Below are 22,980 nucleotides of genomic sequence, written 5' to 3'. Positions count from 1 at the left end.
GGGAGGGTGTTTTTGCCCTCCGGGACCAGGAAAGTCTTCAGGAAATGGCTATGAAAAAATTGTTATTAGTGTGTCTGCCCGTATTGCTTACCGGTTGTAGTGTGTACAACCAATTTGTCGAGCGCATGCAAACGGATACGCTCGAATACCGCTGTGATGAAAAACCGCTTACCGTAAAATTGAACAATACCCGACAGGTGGCGAGCTTTGTTTATGATAATCAACTATTGAATCTCAAACAGGGTGTGTCGGCATCAGGTGCACGCTATACCGATGGTATCTACGTCTTCTGGTCTAAAGGCGACGAGGCAACGGTCTATAAACGAGACAGAATTGTGCTAAATAACTGTCAGTTACAGAACCCGAAGCGTTGAGATTTTCACCTGGGCGGCGCACAATAGCGTCACCCACTGACAATCCGTAGCCAACATCATGTCTGATAACGACGAATTGCAGCAAATCGCGCATCTGCGCCGTGAATACACGAAAGGTGGTCTTCGCCGCCGCGATCTTCCCGCCGAACCCCTTGCGCTGTTTGAGCGCTGGCTGGGGCAAGCCTGTGATGCCAAACTGGCAGACCCTACCGCTATGGTCGTCGCAACAGTCGATGAACACGGTCAGCCGTATCAGCGAATCGTGTTGCTCAAACATTATGATGACAAAGGGCTGGTGTTTTATACCAACATGGGCAGCCGTAAGGCGCACCAGATCGAGAACAACCCACGCATTAGCCTCTTGTTCCCCTGGCATACGCTGGAACGGCAGGTGATGGTCATCGGCAAGGCCGAACGCTTGTCCATGCTTGAGGTGGTAAAATATTTCCACAGTCGCCCGCGCGATAGCCAGATTGGCGCCTGGGTTTCTAAGCAGTCCAGTCGGATCTCCGCACGCGGAATTCTGGAAAGTAAATTTCTTGAGCTGAAGCAGAAGTTTCAGCAAGGGGAAGTTCCGTTGCCGAGTTTCTGGGGCGGCTTTCGAGTGAGCATTGAACAAATGGAGTTCTGGCAGGGTGGTGAAAACCGTCTGCACGACCGTTTTTTATACCAACGTGAAGATGACGCGTGGAAAATTGACCGTCTGGCCCCCTAAAGATGCAAAATTCTTGTTTTAAGCGCTGGTGCTGATGAATCCGGCGCTTTATTCTATGTCTCTTTCGCATCAGGCGAAAAGTCGTGTACCGGCAAAGGTGCAGTCGTTTTATACATGGAGATTTTGATGGCAAGCAGTAACTTGATTAAACAATTGCAAGAGCGGGGGCTGGTGGCCCAGGTGACGGACGAGGAAGCGTTAGCAGAGCGACTGGCGCAAGGCCCGATCGCGCTCTATTGCGGCTTCGATCCTACCGCTGACAGCTTGCATTTGGGGCATCTGGTTCCATTGTTATGCCTGAAACGCTTCCAGCAGGCAGGCCATAAGCCTGTTGCGTTGGTGGGTGGTGCAACGGGTCTGATTGGCGATCCGAGCTTTAAAGCCGCCGAGCGTAAACTGAATACTGAAGATACCGTGCAGGAGTGGGTGGATAAAATCCGCAAACAGGTGGCACCGTTCCTCGATTTCGACTGTGGCGACAACTCGGCGATTGCTGCGAACAACTACGACTGGTTTGGCGGTATGAACGTACTGACTTTCCTGCGTGATATCGGCAAACACTTCTCCGTAAACCAGATGATCAACAAAGAAGCGGTTAAGCAGCGTCTGAACCGTGACGATCAGGGGATCTCCTTTACCGAGTTTTCTTACAACCTGCTGCAAGGTTATGATTTTGCCTGCCTGAATAAACTGCATGGCGTGGCATTGCAAATTGGCGGTTCTGACCAGTGGGGTAACATTACCTCGGGTATCGATCTGACCCGCCGTCTGCATCAGAATCAGGTATTTGGCCTGACGGTTCCGCTGATCACTAAAGCTGACGGTACCAAATTCGGTAAAACGGAAGGTGGCGCAGTTTGGCTGGATCCGAAGAAAACCAGCCCATACAAGTTCTACCAGTTCTGGATCAACACAGCTGACGCGGACGTATATCGCTTCCTGAAATTCTTCACTTTCATGGACATTGAAGAGATCAATGCGCTGGAAGAAGAAGATAAGAACAGCGGTAAAGCGCCGCGTGCCCAGTATGTTCTGGCTGAGCAGGTAACGCGTCTGGTTCACGGCGAAGAAGGTTTAGTGGCGGCGAAACGCATTACCGAAAGCCTGTTCAATGGTAACCTGAGCGACCTGAGCGAAGCGGACTTCGAACAGCTGGCGCAGGATGGTGTACCGATGATTGAAATGGACAAGGGTGCCGACCTGATGCAGGCGCTGGTGGATTCTGAACTGCAGCCTTCTCGCGGTCAGGCGCGTAAGACCATCGCGTCTAATGCGGTCACCATTAATGGTAAGAAACAATCTGACCCGGAATATTTCTTCCAGGACAGTGATATTTTGTTCGGCCGCTACACCTTACTGCGCCGTGGCAAAAAGAACTACTGTCTGATTTGCTGGAAGTAAGTCAAAGTCAGCAGGGGCGTGGGAAACTACGCCCCTTTATTTTTTAGGGTTGTGGTAAGTAAAATGAAGAATATCCTCGCCATCCAGTCCCACGTTGTTTTTGGCCATGCCGGCAACAGTGCTGCCGAATTTCCGATGCGTCGTCTTGGCGCGAATGTCTGGCCGCTCAACACCGTTCAGTTTTCTAACCACACGCAGTACGGTAAATGGACCGGCTGTGTTATGCCACCCAGTCACCTGACTGAGATTGTTCAGGGCATTGCTGATATCGATAAACTTCAGACCTGCGATGCGGTGCTGAGTGGTTATCTGGGATCCGCTGAGCAGGGCGAGCATATTCTGGGTATTGTGCGCAAAGTGAAAGCGGCAAATCCCCAGGCGAAATTCTTTTGCGATCCAGTGATGGGTCATCCTGAAAAAGGGTGCATCGTGGCACCTGGCGTTGCGGAATTTCATGTTCGTCACGCACTTCCGGCCAGCGACATTATCGCGCCAAATCTGATTGAACTCGAAATTCTGTGCGAGCATGCGGTTAACAATGTTGATGAGGCGGTGCTGGCTGCCCGTGAACTGATTGCGCAGGGGCCGGAAATTGTGCTGGTTAAGCATCTTGCCCGTGCAGGCATGAGCGCAGATCGCTTTGAGATGCTGTTGGTCACCGCTGATCAGGCGTGGCATATCAGCCGTCCGCTTGTTGATTTTGGCTCACGCCAACCGGTTGGCGTTGGTGACGTCACCAGTGGCTTGCTGTTGGTTAAACTGTTGCAGGGGGCTTCATTGCAGCAGGCGCTGGAACATGTGACTGCGGCGGTGTACGAAATTATGATTGCCACCAAAGAGATGCAGGAGTATGAGCTGCAGGTGGTTGCCGCTCAGGATCGTATCGCGAAACCGGAACACTACTTTAGCGCTACTCAGCTGTAATCAATGTGCAATGGCGCTCACGCTTATCGGGCCTGGGTTTGGCTGTAGGCCGGGTAAGCGCAAGCGCTACCCGGCAACAACAATTAATTTAATCCTTCCGCTTTAAGCGCTGCGGCAACCGCCGGGCGTTCAGCCATGCGCGCCATATACGCCTCGATATGGCTTAATCCTGCCATATTCAACTTAACCGCATACGCCCAACGCAGCACGGTAAACAGATAGGCATCAGCAATGCTGAAGCGTGCGCCGCAAATCCACGGGTTGTCTTTCAGCGATTCGTTCACATACTGCATTTTTTTCTCAAGCAATGCGCGTACGGTTGGTTTGTACTCCTCTGGCGTGTCCGGGCGGAACAGTGGGGTAAAACCTTTATGTAGCTCTGTAGCGATATAGTTAAGCCATTCGATAGTTTTGTAGCGGGAGAGACTGCTGGTAGGGGCCAGGAGATGACGGTCTGGAACGGTATCAGCCAGATATTGCATGATGGCGACGCCTTCGGTCAGTAGTGTACCATCATCCAGCAACAGTGCGGGAACTTGTCCTTTCGGGTTTACCGCGAAAAAATCGTCGCCGTTTTCCAGGCGTTTCTTCATCAGATCAACACCATCCAGAGTGAAATCTTTACCGCTCTCACGAAGTGTGATGTGGGAAGCGAGAGAACAAGCGCCCGGTTTGTAGAACAGTTTCATCGGTAACTCCTTTTGGCTGAGGTATACCGTATGGTAGTGCTACCTGGAGCAAAAAAAAAGCCGCTAACAACAGTTAGCGGCCTGAAATTAAGTTTCCCTGAGAATTACGCTGTTGCGGCCTTAGCGGCTTTCTCATCGGCTTCGTCGTCCTGAGTCATCCGATTCAGTTTCGGTGCCGTCAGCAGCATCAGAACAGCGATAACCGCCGTTGCAACACCAATCTGCAGGAACACGCGACCGTAGACTTCCAAAGACATCAGCGGATCGGTCACATTCTCCGGAACCGCCATCATGTTAGCCACGTAACCACCGATGATGTTTGCACCGGCAGTAGTCAGGAACCAGCTACCCATAATGAAGCCCATCAGACGCTGTGGAACCAACTGTGCCACCATCGCCAGGCCCAGACCAGAAATCATCAGTTCACCGATACTTTGCAGACCGTAGCAGATGATCAGCCAGTTAACAGAAACGATGCCCGCATCGGTCGCGAATTTAGCGCCCAGCGGCAGGATCAGGAACGCACCGGAACACAGCACCATACCAATCGCAAATTTGGTTGGCATCGGCAGCGTATCGCCCATCTTGTTATAGATAGCGGCGAGGATTGGGCTACCAATGATGATCCAGAACGGGTTCAATGCCTGGTACTGTTCAGGTTCAAAAGCAATACCCAGAATAGAGTGCTCAACGTTACGAATCGCGAAGAAGTTCAGAGACGTCGGCATCTGGCTGTACAGCACGAAGAAGATAATCGCTTCCAGCATCAGAATGAAGGCAACGATCATTTTACGACGGGCAGCACCGTGCATGGTGAAGGCTTCTTTACCGAAGATAAATACGATACCGATGGCAATCACACCCAGAACCATACGTGCGATCTGCTGGTTGTGCAGCAGCCAGGTTGCAATCGCGATCAGCACCACAACGCCAACGATAGTCAGCAGCAGGTTACGGAAGTTGATTGGTTCAAAGTCAGGCTTGGAACCGTACTGTTTAACCCAGCGCTGGCAGAAGGCGAAGTTAACAACGGTGATCAGCATACCCACAACGCTCAGGGCGAACGCGGTGCTCCAACCATAACGCGCTGCCAGCCACGGTGTTGCCAGCATAGAGAAGAATGAGCCGATGTTGACGGACATGTAGTACATGGTGAATGCACCATCAAGACGCGGGTCATCTTTGGCATAGCAGGTAGAAAGCAGGGAAGATGGGTTCGCTTTAAACAGGCCGTTACCGACCGCGATGGCTGCCATACCCATATAAACGATACCCGCATCGTGACCAGACCATGCAACCAGCGCATAACCAATGGCCAGGACAACGGCACCCAGCATAATGACGCGTTTTGTACCCAGAACTTTATCACCTAACCAGCCACCAATGGCAACAAGGCCATACACCAGGGCGCTAAAGGAGGAGAAAAGGGTGATGGAATCCGCTTCTGACATACCCAGTTGCTTCACCAGGTAGACGGCCATAATCCCTTGCAGGCCGTAATAACCAAAACGTTCCCATAGCTCAATTGAGAAAATGAGATAGAACGCTTTTGGTTGTTTGAAGGCGTTTAAACTGACGCTTTCTGTTGGTTTATTGTTTGCAGTAGACACTTTTACCTCTTTTTTTACATCCCATATCAACGGGGGTGTTCTGGTACGTGATGAGTCAAGTTCATCCGTCCGATTGTTATAGTGGGAGGGGAAACGGCAAGTAATGTTCACTATCTTGACCATTCAGACAAGGGGTTTGTAATAATCTGTTACATATAACTCAGGTGGTGAAATCGTCGGGGCTGAGAAATGTTATCCAGCGTTAAATTTCTTCATATGGAGAATGGCAGATTTTTACACTGTCAGGATGGGGTTAAAATGGGAATGTGGCGATATGTTCTGCTATTTTGGCTTGAAGGTAGTGATATGGTCCATTATCTGAAAAATAGCCAGTGTAATGTTTTGTATCGAAACGAACCTGTCAGGTCATCTGATTGTCATTTTAACTACAAAATAATAAATATTTTACATAATGTTATCAGGGTGATCTTGATCACGGATGGATAGAAATTTCTACTATTAAAAAAACGATTAACCTACTCAGGTGTTAGTTCACAAGAATATTACATTAGATATGCAGGAAGGTACGGCATCATTGTCGGGAAATTAACGATTGAGAAGTGCATAACTAATCGTTATGAAATAGGGGCCAGCGTTATGGCCCCATGTTGTCAGATATCGGCTTTTTCTTTGAATTCGCAAAGATCTTCGATAATGCAGGAACCGCAACGTGGTTTTCTGGCTATGCAGGTGTAGCGACCATGAAGAATTAACCAGTGGTGGCAATCGACTTTAAATTCACTGGGGACGACTTTCAGCAGTTTCTCTTCGACCTGTTCGACGTTTTTACCTGGGGCAAATTGTGTCCGGTTACATACCCGGAAAATGTGGGTATCTACGGCAATCGTTGGCCAGCCGAAGGCGGTATTTAACACTACATTCGCCGTCTTGCGCCCAACGCCAGGCAGGGCTTCTAATGCGGCTCTGTCTTCCGGAACCTCGCCATTGTGCTTTTCCAGTAAAATGCGGCAGGTTTTAATCACGTTCTCCGCTTTGCTGTTAAACAAACCGATTGTCTTGATGTAGGACTTAACACCTTCAACGCCGAGTTCCAGCATCGCGGCAGGCGTATTAGCGACGGGGTAAAGCTTAGCTGTTGCTTTATTGACGCTGACATCGGTGGCCTGCGCGGAGAGCAAGACCGAAATCAGCAGTTCAAACGGTGATGTAAAATTAAGCTCGGTTGTCGGATGCGGATTGTTATCACGCAGGCGCGTCAGTATTTCCAGCCGTTTTGCTTTGTTCATTACACATTCCCTGTTTCACCCGCCGGGTCTGCTGCCATAGCGGCCTCGGCACGACGCTTCTTCATCTTTTCATCAATCAGATACTTAACAGCCAGCATCAGCCCCAGGCCAATGAATGCACCCGGCGGTAGCATGGCCAGCAGAAATGGTGTGTCAGTATGGAAGATCTCCACGCGCAGGACTTTGGCCCAATTGCCCAGCAGTCCGTCTGCGCCGTCGAACAATGTACCGTTACCTATGATTTCACGCAGCGATCCGAGAACAAACATGGCGCCGGTCGCCCCCATGCCAATAGAAAAACCATCGAGTGCGGATAATGCAGGGCCTTTTTTGGCGGCGAAGGCTTCTGCGCGGCCAACAACAATACAGTTGGTCACAATCAGCGGGATAAAGATACCCAGAGACTGATACAGGCCAAAGGCGTAGGCATTGATAAGCATTTGTACCGCACTCACTACGGAGGCGATGATCATGACATAAATGGGAATACGGATTTCGGGCGGTGTCCAGCGGCGTAGCGCTGAAATCGTCAGGTTTGTCAGGGTCAACACCAGCGTGGTCGCAAGCCCCAGACCTAACGCATTGGTTGCAGTAGAGGTAACGGCCAGCAACGGGCACATCCCGAGTAACTGTACAAGGGCGGAGTTATTTTTCCAAAGCCCCTGAACAATGACGTCTTTAATTTCGCTCATGGTTATTCTCCACAGGCGCTAAGTTGAGGAAGTTGCGCAGGCAGCGTCTGCGCATATAAACCGGCGCGTTTTACTGCATTCACCACCGCACGCGGCGTGATGGTTGCGCCCGTAAACTGGTCAAAGTCGCCGCCGTCTTTTTTCACCGCCCAGTGAGGGTCGTTCTCTGCACTAATCGTTTTGCCGCTAAAATGGGTTATCCAGTCTGACAGACGTAACTCGATTTTATCACCGAGGCCTGGTGTTTCATGATGTTCTGTTACCCGCGTACCCAGCACAGTACCGTTGAAATCTACACCAACCAGAAGTTGAATTGCGCCGGAATAACCATCGGGGGCCGTAGCCTCCAGAATTGCCGCAACCGGACGATCGTCCTGGCGGGCAATATACACTCGGTGGCTGCCTTTGCCTAACGCTGGCGCATCGACCAGATAACAACTCTCAGGCAAGTTATTATTGTAGCGTTCGCCAGGCAGAACCTGATCGAACAGTGCTTTTTGCTGCAGCGCGGCCTGTTCATCAATAGTGGACTTGGTTAATTGATTGATTGCCGCGGTTAACCCCGTCGAGCCCGCAGCAAACAGCGCCAGTGTAATACCGTGTTTACGAATCGTTTTCAGCATAGGGAGTCCTTAGCGATGTCCGTACACGCGAGGGCGAGTGTAATAATCAATCAGCGGAACCGTGATATTTGCCAGCAATACGGCAAAGGCTACACCGTCAGGATAACCGCCAAAACTGCGAATCAACCATACTAACAACCCCGCAAGTGCGCCAAAAATCAGGCGACCACGGTTAGTTGTCGAGGCCGTAACGGGGTCGGTAAGAATAAAGAATGCACCCAGCATGGTTGCGCCGGAAAGCAGGTGCAACTGCGGTGATGCCAGAGAGTCTGGCGAGAAAATCCAGCCTAAAGTGGCGCAAACAGCGAGCGATATCAGGAAGCTCACCGGGATGTGCCAACGAATCGCTTTCTGCCATAACAACACGATGCCGCCCGCGAGCCAGGCAAGGTTAACCCACTGCCAACCCGCGCCCGCGAGCATGCCGCTGTAAATCGGATACTGCATCACCTGTTCAACGGTACGCCCTGCATGTAGTGACGTCTTAAAGGTGTCGAGAGGCGTTGCCTGACTGATGCCGTCGATCCCTATACGGAGCGTGTTCATATCGCTGCCGCCAGCGGTATGTCCGGTAAAGATAACGTTTAAAGCATCAAAAAAGCCGGGCACCGTAGCGGCAATTTCATGTGGTGGCAGCCAGCTTGTCATCTGCACCGGGAATGAGATCAACAGCACGACATAACCAATCATTGCCGGATTAAATGGATTCTGCCCAAGACCGCCATACAGCTGCTTGGCAATGATAACGGCGAAGACGGTACCCAGGATCACCATCCACCACGGAGCCAGGGGAGGAATACTGACGGCAAGCAGCAACCCTGTAAGCAGGGCGGAGTTGTCTTTCAGGATTGCGGCAACGGGCTGTTTACGTAGTTTAAGCACGCCCGCTTCGGCGGCGATGGCACTGACCGATGCCAGCACTATCTGGAACAATGTACCCCAGCCGAAGAACCACCATTGAGCGGCAATTCCTGGTAATGCAGCAATCAGAACCAGCATCATGATACGCGATGTCTGACGCTGGTTATGGGTATAAGGGGAGCTAGCTATTCTGAATACCATTTATTCCTCGTTTACAACCTGCTGCTGTGCGGCTTTCTTTGCCTGAGCGCGAGCAATAGCGGCCGCAACGGCGGCTTTACGTGGATCAATCGGCTCGGCTGTTTCCGTTACTGCCTGCTGCTCAAGCTTGCGGGCTTTGGCACGGGCAATTGCGGCTTCGACGGCAGCTTTGCGTGGATCCGCACCCGCTCTGCTGTCCTCATCTTTTGACGGATTATCAGTGCGTGCGGCGCGAGCCTGCGCTTTTCGCGCTTCACGTGCGGCAATCACTGCGCTGTTATCAGGTTTTTCACCCGCCTGAATGACAACCGGCTGCATAGCCTGGGCCTGTTTCTCTTTCACGCGAGCCAGTGCAGCAGCGATGGCATCATGATCTTTGGGCGCCGGTTGTACAACTGCGCTTTTATGCCGCTCAAGACGTGCCGCTTTTTCACGTTCAAGGCGCGCCTGTCGGGCTTCAAATCGCGCTTTTGCTTCAGCCGCTCGTTTTTCTTCCTGACTAATGGCGTAAATCTCGGCTTTTTCCTGACGGAAATACTGCACCAGGGGAATGTTGCTTGGACATACCCAGGCGCAGGCACCGCATTCAATGCAGTCAGCAATGTTGTGGGTTGTCGCTTTATCATGCTGCTGGCCTTTACTGAACCAGTAAAGTTGCTGCGGCAGAAGATCGGCAGGGCAGGCATCGGCACAGGCGCTACAGCGAATACAGCCTTTTTCTTCCTGCGGTTCACCCATTTCACTGGCAGAAGGCGCAAGCAGGCAGTTGCTGATCTTCACGATGGGAACATCCAGCCAGGGCAGGGTAAAGCCCATCAGCGGACCGCCCATGATCACCATCTGGTCAGCAGAAGGACAGAAACCTGCATCATTGAGCAGGTGACGAACAGGCGTACCCAATCGCGCCCAAACGTTGCCCGGGCGGCTGACTGCTTCGCCCGTTAGCGTGACCACACGCTCGGTGATTGGCTCGCCGTCAATAACGGCCCGCTTGACAGCATAGGCAGTCCCCACGTTTTGCATCAGCACCCCGATATCGGAGGAACGTCCACCGTGAGGAACCTGTTTCCCGGTCAGGATTTGCGTCAGTTGTTTGGCACCGCCTGACGGGTATTTAGTGGGAATGACTCGTAAGCTGATATCGTGAGAATCAGCCAACACTGCGCGCAGCATGGAGATAGCCTGCGGTTTGTTATCTTCAATACCCAGCAGGACTTCGCGCGGTTGAAGAATATGAGCAAGTATGCGGATACCTTCGACCACCTGGGCCGCGCAATCTTGCATTAAGCGGTCATCGGCGGTGATGTAGGGTTCACATTCAGCGGCGTTGATGATCAGTGTTTCAATTTTATCACCGCCACCCTGCAATTTGACGCCGGTTGGAAAACCTGCGCCGCCGAGTCCGGCAACACCGAATTGGTGAATACGGGCTATGAGCTCTTCGCGGCTGCGGGCACGATAATTTGCCCAGCCGTCACGCTCAATCCAGCGATCTTCGCCGTCCGCATCAATGATGACGCTAAGTTCAGCTAAAGCCGAAGGATGCGCGGTAGAGTGCGGGGCAATGGCAACAACGGTGCCGGAGGTCGGGGCGTGTACGGGCAACATTCTGCCGCGCCCACGGGTTAGCGCCTGACCACGCAGCACGGTGTCGCCCACATTGACACGCAGTTCACCTTCAGCGCCAATATGCTGCTTCAACGGAATAATAAAGCGCGGAGCCAGCGGAACCTGCCGCAGCGGTGTCCCGTTAGACTGGGTTTTCATTTCAGGTGGGTGAATGCCGCCATCAAAGTCCCAGATTTTATTTTTTCTGAATGCGGAGAATAACTTAAGCATGTTGTTCCACAGGAATGATGCGCACAGGAATAGTGTTTAAATCCCACTTCCAGTTGTCAGGCGTCTCGGCGACCGGGCGTAATTCGATACATTGGGTCGGGCACGGATCAACGCACAAATTGCATCCGGTGCACAGATCGCTCATCACCGTGTGCATGGCACGCGTAGCGCCCACGATGGCATCGACCGGGCAGGCCTGAATGCATTTTGTGCAGCCGATACAGTTATTTTCATCAATCACCGCCAGCATACGAACGGGGGTAGCGTCCTGCTCATCACCATCAATAGGTTGCGGATCGACGTTCAACAGGGTCGCAATTTTTAGCATCACCGCTTCGCCACCAGGGGCGCATCGGTTGATTTTTTCGCCCTGACAGCCAATAGCTTCAGCATAAGGACGGCAGCCCGGATAACCGCACTGCCCACACTGGCTTTGCGGGAGAATTTCATCAATTTTTTCCACGACTGGATCATCCTCGACGGCAAATCGACGAGAGGCATAACCCAAAATAGCGCCGAACGCCAGACCCAGCAGACTCACTGCGGCAACGGCAATCCAGATAGCATTCATTACAACTTCACCAAACCACTAAAGCCCATAAAGGCCAAAGACATTAAACCAGCGGTAATCAGCGCAATCGCATTACCGCGGAAGGGGGCAGGAACGTCTGCTACGGCGAGGCGTTCGCGAATTGCGGCGAACAGAACCATCACCAGTGAGAAGCCGACGGCGGCGGAAAAACCGTACAGCGCCGACTGTAAAAAATTATGCCCGAGGTTGATGTTCAGCAACGCTACACCTAATACCGCGCAGTTAGTGGTGATCAGCGGTAAGAAGATCCCCAGCAGGCGATACAGCGCAGGGCTGGTTTTGCGTACAACCATCTCGGTAAATTGTACCACCACGGCGATGACCAGAATGAAGGCCAGCGTGCGCAGGTAGATGAGATCGAGCGGGATGAGGATCCAGGTGTCAATCAGCCATGCGCAAATGGATGCCAGCGTCATTACAAAGGTCGTGGCGAGGCCCATACCCATTGCGGTTTCCAGTTTTTTGGAAACGCCCATAAAGGGACATAAGCCCAGAAACTTGACCAGTACAAAGTTATTGACCAGTACAGTTCCGACAAACAGCAGCAGGTAATCAGTCATTTTTCGGCCTGAAATAAAAAAGCCGCCTATTATCTGACAATCTACAACAGGCGACAACAGGTTAACTGTAGGGTTATTACGGGTTCACAAACGTCGTCTTAACGCGTTGCGAGCGTTTGAAATAGGGTACCAGCAGCGCAGCCGCTAACAAAGGGAACAGCAGTTGACGCACGGCAAACGCATCCGGAACAGGTGAGAATGCAAACGCTTTAATTGCCAGTAACACCGAGATCAGCAGCCATATAATATAGTGTTTTGGCACACAGACTCTGCGTTTGAAAAACGCGATGGTCAGCCACAGCGTGTAGTACCACATGGCGATTGCGGTAATAAAGGAGACGCCCCATAGCAGCAAATTCGTCGTACTTTGCTCGCTCAGCGTTTGGAATGTCTGCGGTGTGGCCAACGCAGTGACATACAGCAGTAACGCCAGCGAAGCACTTAACAACGCGACTAACAGCCAGGCCAATGGCCCAAGTAGCCAGCCTCCGATACGTTGTGCCGGTGTTGTAGTCATTTCATCTCCAGGTTTACGCGCGCGAACAGACATGCCGTTCATTTTGGGGCAATTATTATAAAGCTTTTAACGCCAGGCGCTACTGTCTTGTTTATTGCACGTAATGCCAGACGGATTTGGGTACCTGGCCAACATCGAACAGGCGGCCTCCCGAAATGAGCTCGGCACGGCGGTGGTCTGCAGCGCGATACATATTGATAATGTCGCTATCGTCAGTAAGTGTGTAGTTAAGATGATCGAACAATTTTTCCAGACTTTCTAGCGAACTGATTTTGCGGAATTTTAATAAGTAATCCTGAACAGTCATAAAAGGCAATCCATATTAATAAAATAATACTAACGGAGTAGTAAATATTAAAAAACAACCAACGTTGTACAGGTAAACGCGAATTTGCGCGCAAATGTAAGAAGAGTTTTCAACCCTGTGGGAATCCAGGCGCTATTTACGCCTGCGGAAAGGGTAACGCGCTTCACGATCGCAGGCAATACGCGCTGGAGCGGGATGCGGCATAATTCGCTTTTTTTTTGACAAAAAATGATCTTTTACAGCCCTACCCAGCAACCATCGCGGAGTTAACTGCCAGGCTATAACGGGCTGCGTATATTTATTTTTTCTGTACTGCAGCGACGGGTTCCGGTGGTTGGTAGTTGTCAATATGATTGGCAACACCCAACAGGATCACGGAGACCACGAGAACAATCCAACCTGTTAACTCAATAAGACGATTCATTACTGACGACATTTGCTTTGATTTATCCATAAACACAGGTAGCAAATGTTACTTATCAATAAATGATACAGCAAGAGTATTGGGAACGATTTCGATGACTTTTTCGCGGCAAGTTAACTCTAAGTGGCATATGTTTGACTTAAGTTAAGCAACAACCTTTGTAGCGCAAAGGTTATTAAACTATTGTGGCGCTACTATCTATGGTGTGAAATAGGCCAGATCTGAATTGAGAGGCAAAAACATGAGTGACAACATCCGCGTTGGGCTAATCGGTTACGGTTATGCCAGTAAAACTTTCCATGCCCCCCTGATTGTGGGCACTCCGGGTCTGGAACTGGTTGCGGTGTCCAGCAGTGATGAAACAAAAGTGAAGGCGGACTGGCCTTCGGTGGCGGTTGTTACTGAGCCTAAACACCTGTTTAACGATCCGAGTATCGACCTGATTGTGATCCCTACACCCAATGATACACACTTCCCGCTGGCGAAAGCGGCGCTGGAAGCAGGTAAGCATGTGGTTGTTGATAAGCCTTTCACTGTGACACTGTCACAAGCACGCGAGCTGGATGCGCTGGCCAGAAGCGTAGGGCGCCTGCTTTCTGTCTTCCATAACCGTCGCTGGGACAGCGATTTTCTGACGCTGAAAGCCTTGCTGGCTGATGGCGCGTTGGGTGAGGTGGCTTATTTTGAATCTCATTTCGATCGCTTCCGCCCGCAGGTCCGTGACCGCTGGCGTGAACAGGGTGGCCCGGGGAGTGGTATCTGGTATGACTTAGCGCCGCATCTTTTAGATCAGGCAATTAACCTGTTTGGATTGCCGGTGAGTCTGACGGTCGATCTGGCACAGCTCCGTCCGGGGGCGCAGTCGACAGATTACTTCCATGCCATCCTGACGTATCCGCAGCGTCGGGTGATTCTGCACGGAACGATGCTGGCAGCGGCTGAGTCTGCTCGTTATATCGTTCACGGATCGCGTGGCAGCTATGTGAAGTATGGTCTGGACCCACAAGAGGAACGTCTTAAAAATGGTGAGCGGCTGCCACAGGAAGACTGGGGTTATGACATGCGTGATGGTGTACTGACACGCATGGAAGGTGATGAGCAGGTGGAAGAAACCTGGTTAACCGTGCCAGGTAATTATCCGGCTTACTATGCGGGAATCCGTGATGCGCTGAATGGTAACGGCGAGAACCCGGTTCCAGCCAGACAAGCCATTCAAATCATGGAACTGATTGAGTTGGGCATTGAATCGGCGAAACACCGATCGACGCTGTGCCTTGCCTGATAATGCCAATGTCGGATGTCGAGGCATCTTATCTGGCCTACAATGCAATGTAGGCCAGATAAGCGTTAGCGCCATCCGGCAATAAAGCCATTACGCTGCGGCGACTTTCTCACGCAGTGCTTGTTTCTCTTCATTGCTCAGGAACGCCATTTCCAGGCCATTGATTTGCGCCTGGCGAATCTGTTCACGCGTCAATCCTGCAGCCGGAGCGGCTACGGTGTATTCGTGAATAATATCCACACCCTGAACCGCCGGGTCGTCCGTATTCAGACTGGCCAGTACACCGTGTTCAAGGAATGTTTTCAGCGGATGCGTCGTCAGTGAGGCGACGGTACTGGTTTGAATATTCGATGTCAGGCAGGATTCAATGCCGATGCGCTGCTCGGCGAGAAAATCCATCAGGGCGCGATCTTCGACGGCTTTTACGCCGTGGCCAATACGTTCTGCTCCCAGTTCTCTGATAGCTTGCCAGATGCTTTCCGGGCCTGCCGCTTCACCTGCATGAACCGTGATATGCCAGCCAGCGTCGCGTGCACGGTTGAAATGGGACAGGAACAAACTGCCCGGGAAACCGAGTTCATCGCCGGCCAAATCCAGTGCGGTGATGTGATCACGATGCGCTAACAGTGCATCCAGTTCCTGCAAACAGGCAGCTTCGCCGAAAGTACGGCTCATAATTCCAATTAAGCGAGCTTCAATGCCGAACGTTTTACAGCCTTCGCGTACGCCTGCAATAACGGCTTCAACCACACCTGCAACGGGGAGTTGATGGGCCATCGCCATATAGCCTGGGGAAAAACGTAGTTCAACGTAATGCAGACCATTACGTGCGGCATCCTCAATATTCTCAAATGCGACGCGGCGACAGGCATCCAGCGAGGCCAGCACTTTGACACCCCAGTCAAGCTTTGACAAAAAACTGACCAAATCAGGCTCAGTTGACGTTACCTGCACGTGAGGGATCAGCATTTCAAGTGTTTGAGCAGGAAGCGTTAAATTAAACTGACGACCAAGATCCAGGATCGTTTGGGCACGGATGTTCCCATCAAGGTGGCGATGGACGTCGGTTAAAGGAAGGGAAGTATCAATCATGGTCGCACTCATGTTTTTAGGTAAAGTGCGCAGTATTATAAGAATAAATCGGGATAAAAATCCATGTTGCGCAATGATTAATTTCATTGCGCAACTTTAGTTAGCGAAGAGAGCGCAGGGCGTTAATTAATCCCTGAACACCTTTCTCAAGTTTTGAGCGGGGGCATCCGGTATTCAGGCGTACAAAACCGCACCCTTCCTCTCCGTAGGTCGAACCTGGCATGATCGCCACTTTTTGCTGGTGGATAAGCGCATTTTGTAACGCCTGGTCATCAACCCTGAGCGGACGTAAATCTATCCAGGCCAGATAGGTGGATTGCGGGATCTGCCAGTTAAGTTCAGGGAACGCGGTATTAAGTTCATCAGCAACGTAATGCAGGTTGCCGGCAAGATAATCCCGTAAGGCATCCAACCAGCGCTCACCTTGCTGATAGGCGGCAATATGTGCGGTGAGTGCCAGCACCGCAGGAGAAGACAATCCATCGCGTCCCTTTAGCGCACTGAGATAATCGTTGCGACTATTGGCGTCTTCGATGATCCCATACGCTCCGGTTAATGCCGGGATATTGAAGCTCTTGGAGCCGGAGGTGAGTAGCGCCCAGTCGCCGCGTGCGACATTGATCCACGGGATATGTGGTTGCTCTCCCCAAACCATATCCATATGGATTTCATCGGAAATGACGTTGACACCATGTCGCTGGCATAAATCAGCCATGGTTTCCAGTTCCTCGTGCGTCCACACTTTGCCCGTTGGATTTTGTGGGCTACACAGCAGAAGAATTTTACTCTCTGGCCGTGAGAGAGCTGCTTCCAGCTTTGCCATGTCGCAATACCAACCGTCGCTCCGCTTTTCCAGACCGACGGGGAGCACTGTGCGCTGGTTGCCCTCGATGGCCTTGTAGAATGCATCGTAAGCTGGCGTATGGACAACTACCGCGTCGCCAGCAGACGACCACTGGCGGATGAGTTCTGAGACCATATAGATAACTGAGGGGCCATATACCAGCGATTGAGGATCGATCCGGGTATTGTGACGAGTTAGAAACCAGTGGCTAATGGCCGCCAAAAACTCGTCATTTTTCCAGCGGCTGTATCCTAATACACCGTGTGACAGGCGCTGTGTCAGCGCCTCCAGAATGCAAGGGGCCGTAGCAAAATCCATATCAGAGATGGTGAACGGCAGCAGATCGGCAGTGCCAAAACGGTCGGCAACGTAATCCCACTGAGTACACCAGGTACCATGCCTGTCCACAACCTTTGAAAAATCAAACATGTCGTTGTCCTCACGCCTGTACGGTGTTCATCAGAACTGCGATTTCGTCTTTCACTGACTGGACCTGCGGGCCAATAACGACCTGAAGGTTATGCTGATTGAGCTGTACCACGCCAATGGCCCGGTTGTCTTTCAGTGCCTGGACATTTACGCGTGACATATCTTTGACCGACAAGCGCAAACGCGTAATGCAGTTATCCAGACTAACGATATTCTCCGCGCCACCCAATGCCGCCAGAATTGCCGGGACATTGTAGCCAGATTTACCGGGTGTGCCTGCCATCACTTTCTCGATATTGCTGGCAATTTCGACATCACGGCCCGGTGTCTTCAGATTAAAGCGGGTGATCGCGAAGCGGAAGATAACGTAGTACACCGCAAACCAGATGGCCGCGACAACAGGGACCAGATACCACTTGGTGGACAACCCGTGCAGGATCCCGAACACCACGAAGTCAATCAGGTTACCGTCTGTGTTGCCGATAGTCACACCGAGCACCGCCATCACGGTAAAGCCGAGGCCGGTCAATAAGGCGTGGATCACGTACAGAACTGGGGCAACGAACAAGAACAAGAATTCCAGTGGTTCGGTGGTACCGCCAATGACGCAGGCAATCAGACCAGAAATTAATAACCCTTTAATTTTATGTCGATTCTCAGGACGAGCACAGTGATACATCGCTAATGCTGCACCCGGCAAACCACCGAGGAACGCCGGCATTTTACCCTGGGACAGGAAGCGGGTTGCGCTTTCAGAGAAGCCTTGCGTTGTCGGGCAGCTCAGCTGCGCCTGGAAAATAGTCAATGCGCCACTGACGCTATGACCACACACTTCCTGGGTACCGCCCGCTTCAGTAAAACGAATGAGGGCCACCAGAATATGGTGCAGGCCAAAAGGCAGCAGCAGGCGTTCGCCGGTACCAAACAGCATCGGACCAAATTCACCTGCGCTGTTGATGATATTGCCGAGCCCGGTGATACCCATCGCAAATACAGGCCAGATCAGAGGGATAACTAATCCAACCAGCCCCATGACCAGTGAAGAGATGATGGGGACAAAACGGGTGCCGCCGAAGAAAGCCAATGCGTCCGGCAGACGGATATTGTGGAAGCGTTCATGCAGCATCCAGACAATGATCCCAGCGATGACGGCACCGAGGATCCCGGTGTCGATCGACTGGATCCCCAGGATGTTTTGGATGTTATTGGCCTTCAGGATTGCTGCATCAGTGGTAGGTAAAATCCCTTTCGCCGTCAACCAGAAGTTAACGGCAAGGTTCATGACTGCATAACCAACAAACCCGCCAAATGCCGCCACACCTTTGTTCTCGCGCGCCAGACCGAGAGGAATAGCAATACAAAACATCACGGGTAAGAAACTAAAGGCGAAAGAGCCGACTTTACTCATCCAGGTAAAAAGAGCCTGAAGCACCGGGTTACCCAATGCGGGGATCAGCGTTAAGACATCATGACTGCTTAATGAACTGCCGATCCCCAACATGATCCCGCAGAAGGAGAGCAGAGCCACGGGCAACATAAAGGTTTTGCCCAACTGCTGGAAAAATTCCCATAACGTTATTTTTGGTGTGGTTCTCGTCGTCATCTAACGACTCCTCGTGAAAGCTCGGTGACTAATGATGGCGAGAAGATAAAACGTTTTACCTAATTTTAGTGCGGTATAAATCACATTATCGAATGATAATACGGCGTATAACTATAACCGATTGATAAAACGTTTTATCCGTCACGTTATCAGGGAGTTTTCTGTTTTTATGGCTATAGCCAAAAAAATAACCATTCATGATGTTGCGCTGGCTGCCGGGGTTTCGGTCAGTACAGTCTCATTGGTGCTTAGTGGAAAAGGGCGTATCTCATCCGCAACCGGGGAGCGGGTAAACGCAGCCATTGAGCAGTTGGGGTTCGTACGTAATCGTCAGGCATCGGTGCTGCGTGGCGGTCAGAGTGGTGTGGTCGGGCTGATTGTGCGCGATCTGTCTGCGCCATTTTATGCTGAACTGACGGCAGGCCTGACGGAAGCATTAGAAGCACAGGGTCGGATGGTCTTTCTTTTACACGGCGGCAAAGACGGTGAGCAATTGGCTCAGCGTTTTGCGATGCTACTTAATCAGGGCGTGGATGGCGTAGTCATTGCAGGTGCAGCTGATAGCAGTGATGCGCTGCGACAACTGGCTGAAGAAAAAGGGATTCCGGTCGTATTTGCCTCACGAGCCAGTTACCTGGATGACGTCGACACGGTACGACCCGACAACATGCAGGCAGCGCAATTGTTGGTTGAGCATCTCATTCGGCACGGCCACCAGCGAATCGCGTGGCTGGGGGGACAGAGTTCTTCTTTAACCCGCGCAGAGCGTGTCGGCGGCTATTGTGCGACGCTGCTAAAATATGGTTTACCGTTTCATAGTGATTGGGTTCTTGAGTGTTCATCCAGTCAAAAGCAGGCTGCCGAAGCCGTTGCTGCACTGTTACGCCGCAACCCGACGATCAGCGCCGTAGTGTGTTACAACGAAACCATCGCTGTTGGTGCCTGGTTTGGTTTGATGAGAGCGGGGCGTCAGAGCGGCGAAATTGGCGTCGATCGCTATTTTGAACAGCAAGTCTCACTGGCCGGATTTGCGGATGTGGCGGAAAACGCGCTGGATGACATTCCCATTATCTGGGCCAGTACCCCGGCACGCGAAATGGGTTATACCCTGGCTGAACGTATACTGCAGCGCATTGGTAATGATGACAGCCATTCCCGCAATCTGACGCTTTCCGCCCGACTGGTCACGCAGAAGTAGCTTGGCGAAGATCAAAAGCCCGATAAGCGGTATTATCGGGCCTGGTTCAGAGAAGAATTACTGTTGTGGAACTGCCGGAGCATCCGGTTCGCCAAGGGTCGGCATACCGAACATACCAACAAACTCATCCAGCGGCATCTTCTGCCCGTTGAGCGTTACCTGGCCATTGGTGTACTGCAGGCTGGAGCCGATAGTGTTGTCCTGCATCGTGGTAATGCGGAACATCTGCCCCATCGCAGCCATGCCATTGACCTGCTGTTTAGCCAGCTTCGCGGCTTGCTCCTGCTGATAGCCCTCAATTTTGGCTATCTGTGTCATGAACTCAGTCGCCATATCCACAGGAATAGTCAGCTTCGCGTCCAGTGATTTGACTGAACGATCCACTTCCTGAGCCAGCGTTTGTGGCTCTTCTTTGGTCGCGGTTGGATCTTTGAGCAGCAGCGACAGATTAAACGTCGTTTCGCCTTTCGCATTTTTCCAGCTTAACGGCGCAATGGTGATTACTGGTTCACCTTTCATCAGAATGGGCAGCGCATTAAAGAACGCTTCCGTGACTTTCTGCTGATACAGCTCTGGGTTTTGGACGACATCAATCTGCGACATTAGCGCCTTGGTTTGGGCACTGTACTGCTGGCTGAACTGATGCAGGGCTTCACCGTCAATCTGACCCACTTTCAGCGTTAGCTTACCGCTACCCAAATCCTGGCCCTGTAATTTAAGGCTGTTCAGGGTGTAATCCAACTGACTGTTCACGGTTTTTCCGTCGTTAATCAGATCGGATTTACCATCAATTCCCATCCCTTCCAGCACGGCCAGTTCTTTGCCTTCGACCGATATCGACAGCTTATCGAGAGACAGCTTCTGGTCGCCGATGCGTTCACCAAAACTGGCGACACTGCTGGACCCTTCGGTTGTCAGGTTATTAAAGGTAATTTGCACCTTCTGATCGTATTCGTTGACTGCATTAACCTGACCGCTTTGCGCAGTGCCCGTCAGGGAAACCGCGTTACCGTCTTTATCTGCGGTGAACTGGAATTCCCCACCGCTGAAGGCCACTTTTTCGTCGCCTTTCTCGTAGTTCAACGGTTTAAGGGAAAGATCGGAACGGGTGTCGCCACTATAGCTAATACGGGAGTTGATGACGAAAGGAGACTCGCCTTTGGCTATATCAAACAATGACTTAGTGACATCGTTATTCACCAGTGTTGTTCTCACCGAAGCCATAGCAGGAATGAGGTTCAATGACTTAAGCTGGGTTAACGGGAAGGGGCCGTGATCCACCGTTTCATCCAAAACGATAGTTTGGCCTGCTTTCAGCCATGCGTTTTCCTGTCCGGCGATGGGCTTCACTACCAGTTGCAGTTGGCTATTGAACACGCCGCGCTGGTAGTTTTGATAACTCAGTTCAATTCCTGCCTCAGGTGAGTAGCGTTTGATCTGATCATTTGCCTGTGTCACCATCTCAGCGAGATGCGTTTCCAGTTTCTTTCCGGTGTACCAGGCGCCGCCCGTCCAGACGATACCCAGCGCAACCACCACACCCGCAGCTACCAGCGATTTTTTCATTTCGATATCCATAAAATAAAACCAGGCGTTTGAAGACGCCTGGAGGAGTGACATGTTTTTAACTCTCTACTAGCTTAGCAAGAGTTGTCAAAAATATCAGTATCTTGCTAGAGCTTGTTGTAAACACGCGCTAAACGGCCGACGCCGCTGACACTTATTGGCGATTCATTCGCACTAATAAATGCGGATTCACCCGGTTTTAGTACCAGACGTTGATCGCCTTTACTCAGTAGCGCTTCACCTTCGATGCAGAACAAAATCGCCGCACTGTGCTGGCTAATTACGGCTTCTCCGGCAGACAGTTCATGCAGGGAGAAGGCGAAATCATCAACCGGGATCGGGAAGTCGAGTTCACCACCGGTTTTGACCGGCGTGGTCAACAGTTGGTTCGCCGGTTTTGCGACAAATTTAACGTTGGCCACCAGCTCCGGAATATCGATATATTTCGGTGTCAGCCCTGCACGCAGCACGTTATCTGAGTTTGCCATGACCTCAAGTGCCACACCTTGCAGATAGGCGTGCGGCGTTTCGGCGAACAGGAACATCGCTTCGCCAGGATTTAGCTTCACCACATTCAGCAGCAGTGGGGAGAAAAGACCGCTGTCGTTCGGGTAGACATCAGCGATAAGGCGAATAGTCTGCCACGGTTCGCCTTGCTGGCTGTTAAGGGCTGATTTCAGTATTGCCAGTGCATGCGATTTTTCCTGGTCCTGCATATTTAACAGGCTGGCGAAAAGGTAGCTCAGGCGTTCGGCACCGGGTTCCTGCAAAAAGTGAGCAATGGCAGGATGTGCGCCCGCAACCGGTTGTAACAACGCAACGATGTCAGAGAACTCGCGAAACGCATTCATCGCCAGGAATGGCGTCAGGGCAAAAACCAGTTCTGGCTTGTGGTTCGGATCTTTGTAGTTACGCTCAGCGGCATCCATCGGGATCCCGGCAGCGTTTTCTTTGGCGAAACCTATCTCAGAGTTGTGTTTGTTTGGATGGACCTGAATAGAAAGGGGTTGAGCGGCGCAGAGCACTTTAAACAGGAAGGGCAGTTCGCCAAAGCGTTTTGCTACCGCATCGCCCAACAGTGCGGATTTATCGTGCTCGATAACATCGCGCAGAGCAACGGGTTGGCCATCGGCCCCTTGAACCTGAGAGCTGCTTTTCGGATGAGCACCCATCCACAGCTCGGCCATTGGCTGCTGGGTTGGGTTGGCAATGCCATAAAGTTCCGTTAACGCAGTTTTACTTCCCCAGGCGTAGTGTTGCACTGAGTTGATCAGTTTTTGCATTATCAATGCCCTGTTTCAATGTTGAAAAATCTCTGGCTATTAAACCAAGAAACCCTGGTCGAAGTAACCTGCACGTGCAAAAAGTCGTACTAGTCTCAGTTTTTGTT

At 51.5% G+C, this 22,980-nt stretch carries 23 protein-coding genes; 6 read left to right on the top strand and 17 right to left on the bottom strand.

The genetic code is table 11. From position 1 onward, the window contains the following. Nucleotides 1-44: 44 nt before the first annotated feature. From mliC to pdxY, 4 genes are all read left to right on the top strand, one after another. Nucleotides 45-374: a C-type lysozyme inhibitor gene (gene mliC / locus HV041_RS09640; protein ID WP_086523662.1), complete on the top strand. Its 330-nt coding sequence runs from the start codon at nucleotides 45-47 to the stop codon at nucleotides 372-374. Nucleotides 375-432: 58 nt separating this feature from the next. Then, nucleotides 433-1,089 carry a pyridoxamine 5'-phosphate oxidase gene (pdxH, locus tag HV041_RS09635; protein WP_121584603.1) on the top strand — a complete coding sequence of 219 codons (657 nt, stop codon included), beginning with the start codon at nucleotides 433-435 and terminating at the stop codon, nucleotides 1,087-1,089. A gap of 126 nt (nucleotides 1,090-1,215) precedes the next feature. Then, nucleotides 1,216-2,490 (top strand): tyrosine--tRNA ligase, encoded by a 1,275-nt coding sequence (tyrS, locus tag HV041_RS09630; protein WP_121584604.1) that lies wholly within the window; start codon nucleotides 1,216-1,218, stop codon nucleotides 2,488-2,490. 63 nt (nucleotides 2,491-2,553) lie between these two features. Beyond that, the gene (gene pdxY, locus HV041_RS09625) at nucleotides 2,554-3,414 is read left to right on the top strand and encodes a pyridoxal kinase PdxY (RefSeq protein ID WP_048211752.1); all 861 of its coding nucleotides are present in this window, start codon (nucleotides 2,554-2,556) and stop codon (nucleotides 3,412-3,414) included. Between the two features lie 83 nt (nucleotides 3,415-3,497). On the opposite strand, the gene gstA is transcribed toward pdxY, so the two are convergent. From gstA to blr, 12 genes are all read right to left on the bottom strand, one after another. After that, a complete protein-coding gene (gene gstA, locus HV041_RS09620) occupies nucleotides 3,498-4,103 on the bottom strand; it encodes a glutathione transferase GstA (protein WP_048211751.1) in 606 nt (201 codons plus the stop codon). A gap of 104 nt (nucleotides 4,104-4,207) precedes the next feature. Next, nucleotides 4,208-5,713, bottom strand: coding sequence for a dipeptide/tripeptide permease DtpA (gene dtpA / locus HV041_RS09615; RefSeq protein WP_048211750.1), 1,506 nt, complete (start codon nucleotides 5,711-5,713; stop codon nucleotides 4,208-4,210). Nucleotides 5,714-6,324: 611 nt separating this feature from the next. Continuing rightward, nucleotides 6,325-6,960: an endonuclease III gene (gene nth / locus HV041_RS09610; protein ID WP_121584605.1), complete on the bottom strand. Its 636-nt coding sequence runs from the start codon at nucleotides 6,958-6,960 to the stop codon at nucleotides 6,325-6,327. Next, complete coding sequence (locus tag HV041_RS09605) at nucleotides 6,960-7,652, bottom strand: electron transport complex subunit E (protein WP_048211748.1); 693 nt, start codon at nucleotides 7,650-7,652, stop codon at nucleotides 6,960-6,962. Before HV041_RS09605 ends, nth begins: the two co-directional genes overlap by 1 nt. A gap of 2 nt (nucleotides 7,653-7,654) precedes the next feature. After that, nucleotides 7,655-8,275 (bottom strand): electron transport complex subunit RsxG, encoded by a 621-nt coding sequence (gene rsxG, locus HV041_RS09600; RefSeq protein WP_048211747.1) that lies wholly within the window; start codon nucleotides 8,273-8,275, stop codon nucleotides 7,655-7,657. A 9-nt stretch (nucleotides 8,276-8,284) separates the two neighbouring features. Further along, nucleotides 8,285-9,337, bottom strand: coding sequence for an electron transport complex subunit RsxD (gene rsxD, locus HV041_RS09595; RefSeq protein ID WP_048211746.1), 1,053 nt, complete (start codon nucleotides 9,335-9,337; stop codon nucleotides 8,285-8,287). Then, nucleotides 9,338-11,176, bottom strand: coding sequence for an electron transport complex subunit RsxC (rsxC, locus tag HV041_RS09590; RefSeq protein WP_121584606.1), 1,839 nt, complete (start codon nucleotides 11,174-11,176; stop codon nucleotides 9,338-9,340). Then, complete coding sequence (gene rsxB / locus HV041_RS09585; protein ID WP_121584607.1) at nucleotides 11,169-11,747, bottom strand: electron transport complex subunit RsxB; 579 nt, start codon at nucleotides 11,745-11,747, stop codon at nucleotides 11,169-11,171. Before rsxB ends, rsxC begins: the two co-directional genes overlap by 8 nt. After that, nucleotides 11,747-12,328, bottom strand: a complete 582-nt coding sequence (gene rsxA, locus HV041_RS09580) for an electron transport complex subunit RsxA (protein ID WP_005121199.1) — start codon at nucleotides 12,326-12,328, stop codon at nucleotides 11,747-11,749. The genes rsxB and rsxA overlap by 1 nt, the downstream gene beginning before the upstream one ends. Before the next feature lie 76 nt (nucleotides 12,329-12,404). After that, nucleotides 12,405-12,845: a DUF2569 domain-containing protein gene (locus tag HV041_RS09575; RefSeq protein WP_121584608.1), complete on the bottom strand. Its 441-nt coding sequence runs from the start codon at nucleotides 12,843-12,845 to the stop codon at nucleotides 12,405-12,407. A 91-nt stretch (nucleotides 12,846-12,936) separates the two neighbouring features. Beyond that, nucleotides 12,937-13,152: a transcription modulator YdgT gene (gene ydgT / locus HV041_RS09570; protein WP_003832804.1), complete on the bottom strand. Its 216-nt coding sequence runs from the start codon at nucleotides 13,150-13,152 to the stop codon at nucleotides 12,937-12,939. 298 nt (nucleotides 13,153-13,450) lie between these two features. Beyond that, nucleotides 13,451-13,576, bottom strand: a complete 126-nt coding sequence (gene blr, locus HV041_RS09565) for a division septum protein Blr (RefSeq protein ID WP_040233850.1) — start codon at nucleotides 13,574-13,576, stop codon at nucleotides 13,451-13,453. A 241-nt stretch (nucleotides 13,577-13,817) separates the two neighbouring features. Between blr and HV041_RS09560 the strand changes: the two genes are divergently transcribed. Further along, nucleotides 13,818-14,858: an oxidoreductase gene (locus tag HV041_RS09560; RefSeq protein ID WP_048211743.1), complete on the top strand. Its 1,041-nt coding sequence runs from the start codon at nucleotides 13,818-13,820 to the stop codon at nucleotides 14,856-14,858. A gap of 90 nt (nucleotides 14,859-14,948) precedes the next feature. Here HV041_RS09560 and add read toward each other — a convergent pair whose 3' ends face one another. The 3 genes from add to malX form a co-directional block, all read right to left on the bottom strand. Beyond that, complete coding sequence (gene add, locus HV041_RS09555) at nucleotides 14,949-15,950, bottom strand: adenosine deaminase (RefSeq protein WP_121584609.1); 1,002 nt, start codon at nucleotides 15,948-15,950, stop codon at nucleotides 14,949-14,951. A 100-nt stretch (nucleotides 15,951-16,050) separates the two neighbouring features. Then, nucleotides 16,051-17,223 carry a MalY/PatB family protein gene (locus tag HV041_RS09550; protein WP_121584610.1) on the bottom strand — a complete coding sequence of 391 codons (1,173 nt, stop codon included), beginning with the start codon at nucleotides 17,221-17,223 and terminating at the stop codon, nucleotides 16,051-16,053. Between the two features lie 10 nt (nucleotides 17,224-17,233). Then, complete coding sequence (gene malX / locus HV041_RS09545; RefSeq protein ID WP_121584611.1) at nucleotides 17,234-18,826, bottom strand: maltose/glucose-specific PTS transporter subunit IIBC; 1,593 nt, start codon at nucleotides 18,824-18,826, stop codon at nucleotides 17,234-17,236. Between the two features lie 169 nt (nucleotides 18,827-18,995). Here malX and HV041_RS09540 point away from each other — a divergent pair, with 169 nt between their 5' ends. Continuing rightward, nucleotides 18,996-20,024, top strand: coding sequence for a Mal regulon transcriptional regulator MalI (locus HV041_RS09540; RefSeq protein ID WP_048211739.1), 1,029 nt, complete (start codon nucleotides 18,996-18,998; stop codon nucleotides 20,022-20,024). A gap of 57 nt (nucleotides 20,025-20,081) precedes the next feature. On the opposite strand, the gene HV041_RS09535 is transcribed toward HV041_RS09540, so the two are convergent. Both HV041_RS09535 and manA read right to left on the bottom strand, forming a co-directional pair. Continuing rightward, nucleotides 20,082-21,590: a YdgA family protein gene (locus HV041_RS09535; RefSeq protein ID WP_165712423.1), complete on the bottom strand. Its 1,509-nt coding sequence runs from the start codon at nucleotides 21,588-21,590 to the stop codon at nucleotides 20,082-20,084. A gap of 107 nt (nucleotides 21,591-21,697) precedes the next feature. Next, a complete protein-coding gene (gene manA / locus HV041_RS09530; RefSeq protein WP_005121190.1) occupies nucleotides 21,698-22,873 on the bottom strand; it encodes a mannose-6-phosphate isomerase in 1,176 nt (391 codons plus the stop codon). Nucleotides 22,874-22,980 lie beyond the last annotated feature (107 nt).

This window comes from Citrobacter sp. RHBSTW-00029 (genome assembly GCF_014104295.1).
In the GTDB taxonomy this organism is placed as follows: Bacteria; Pseudomonadota; Gammaproteobacteria; order Enterobacterales; family Enterobacteriaceae; genus Citrobacter; species Citrobacter youngae.
The sequence above is the reverse complement of the archived record's forward strand: the minus strand, read 5'-3'. Positions and strand labels throughout refer to the sequence as shown.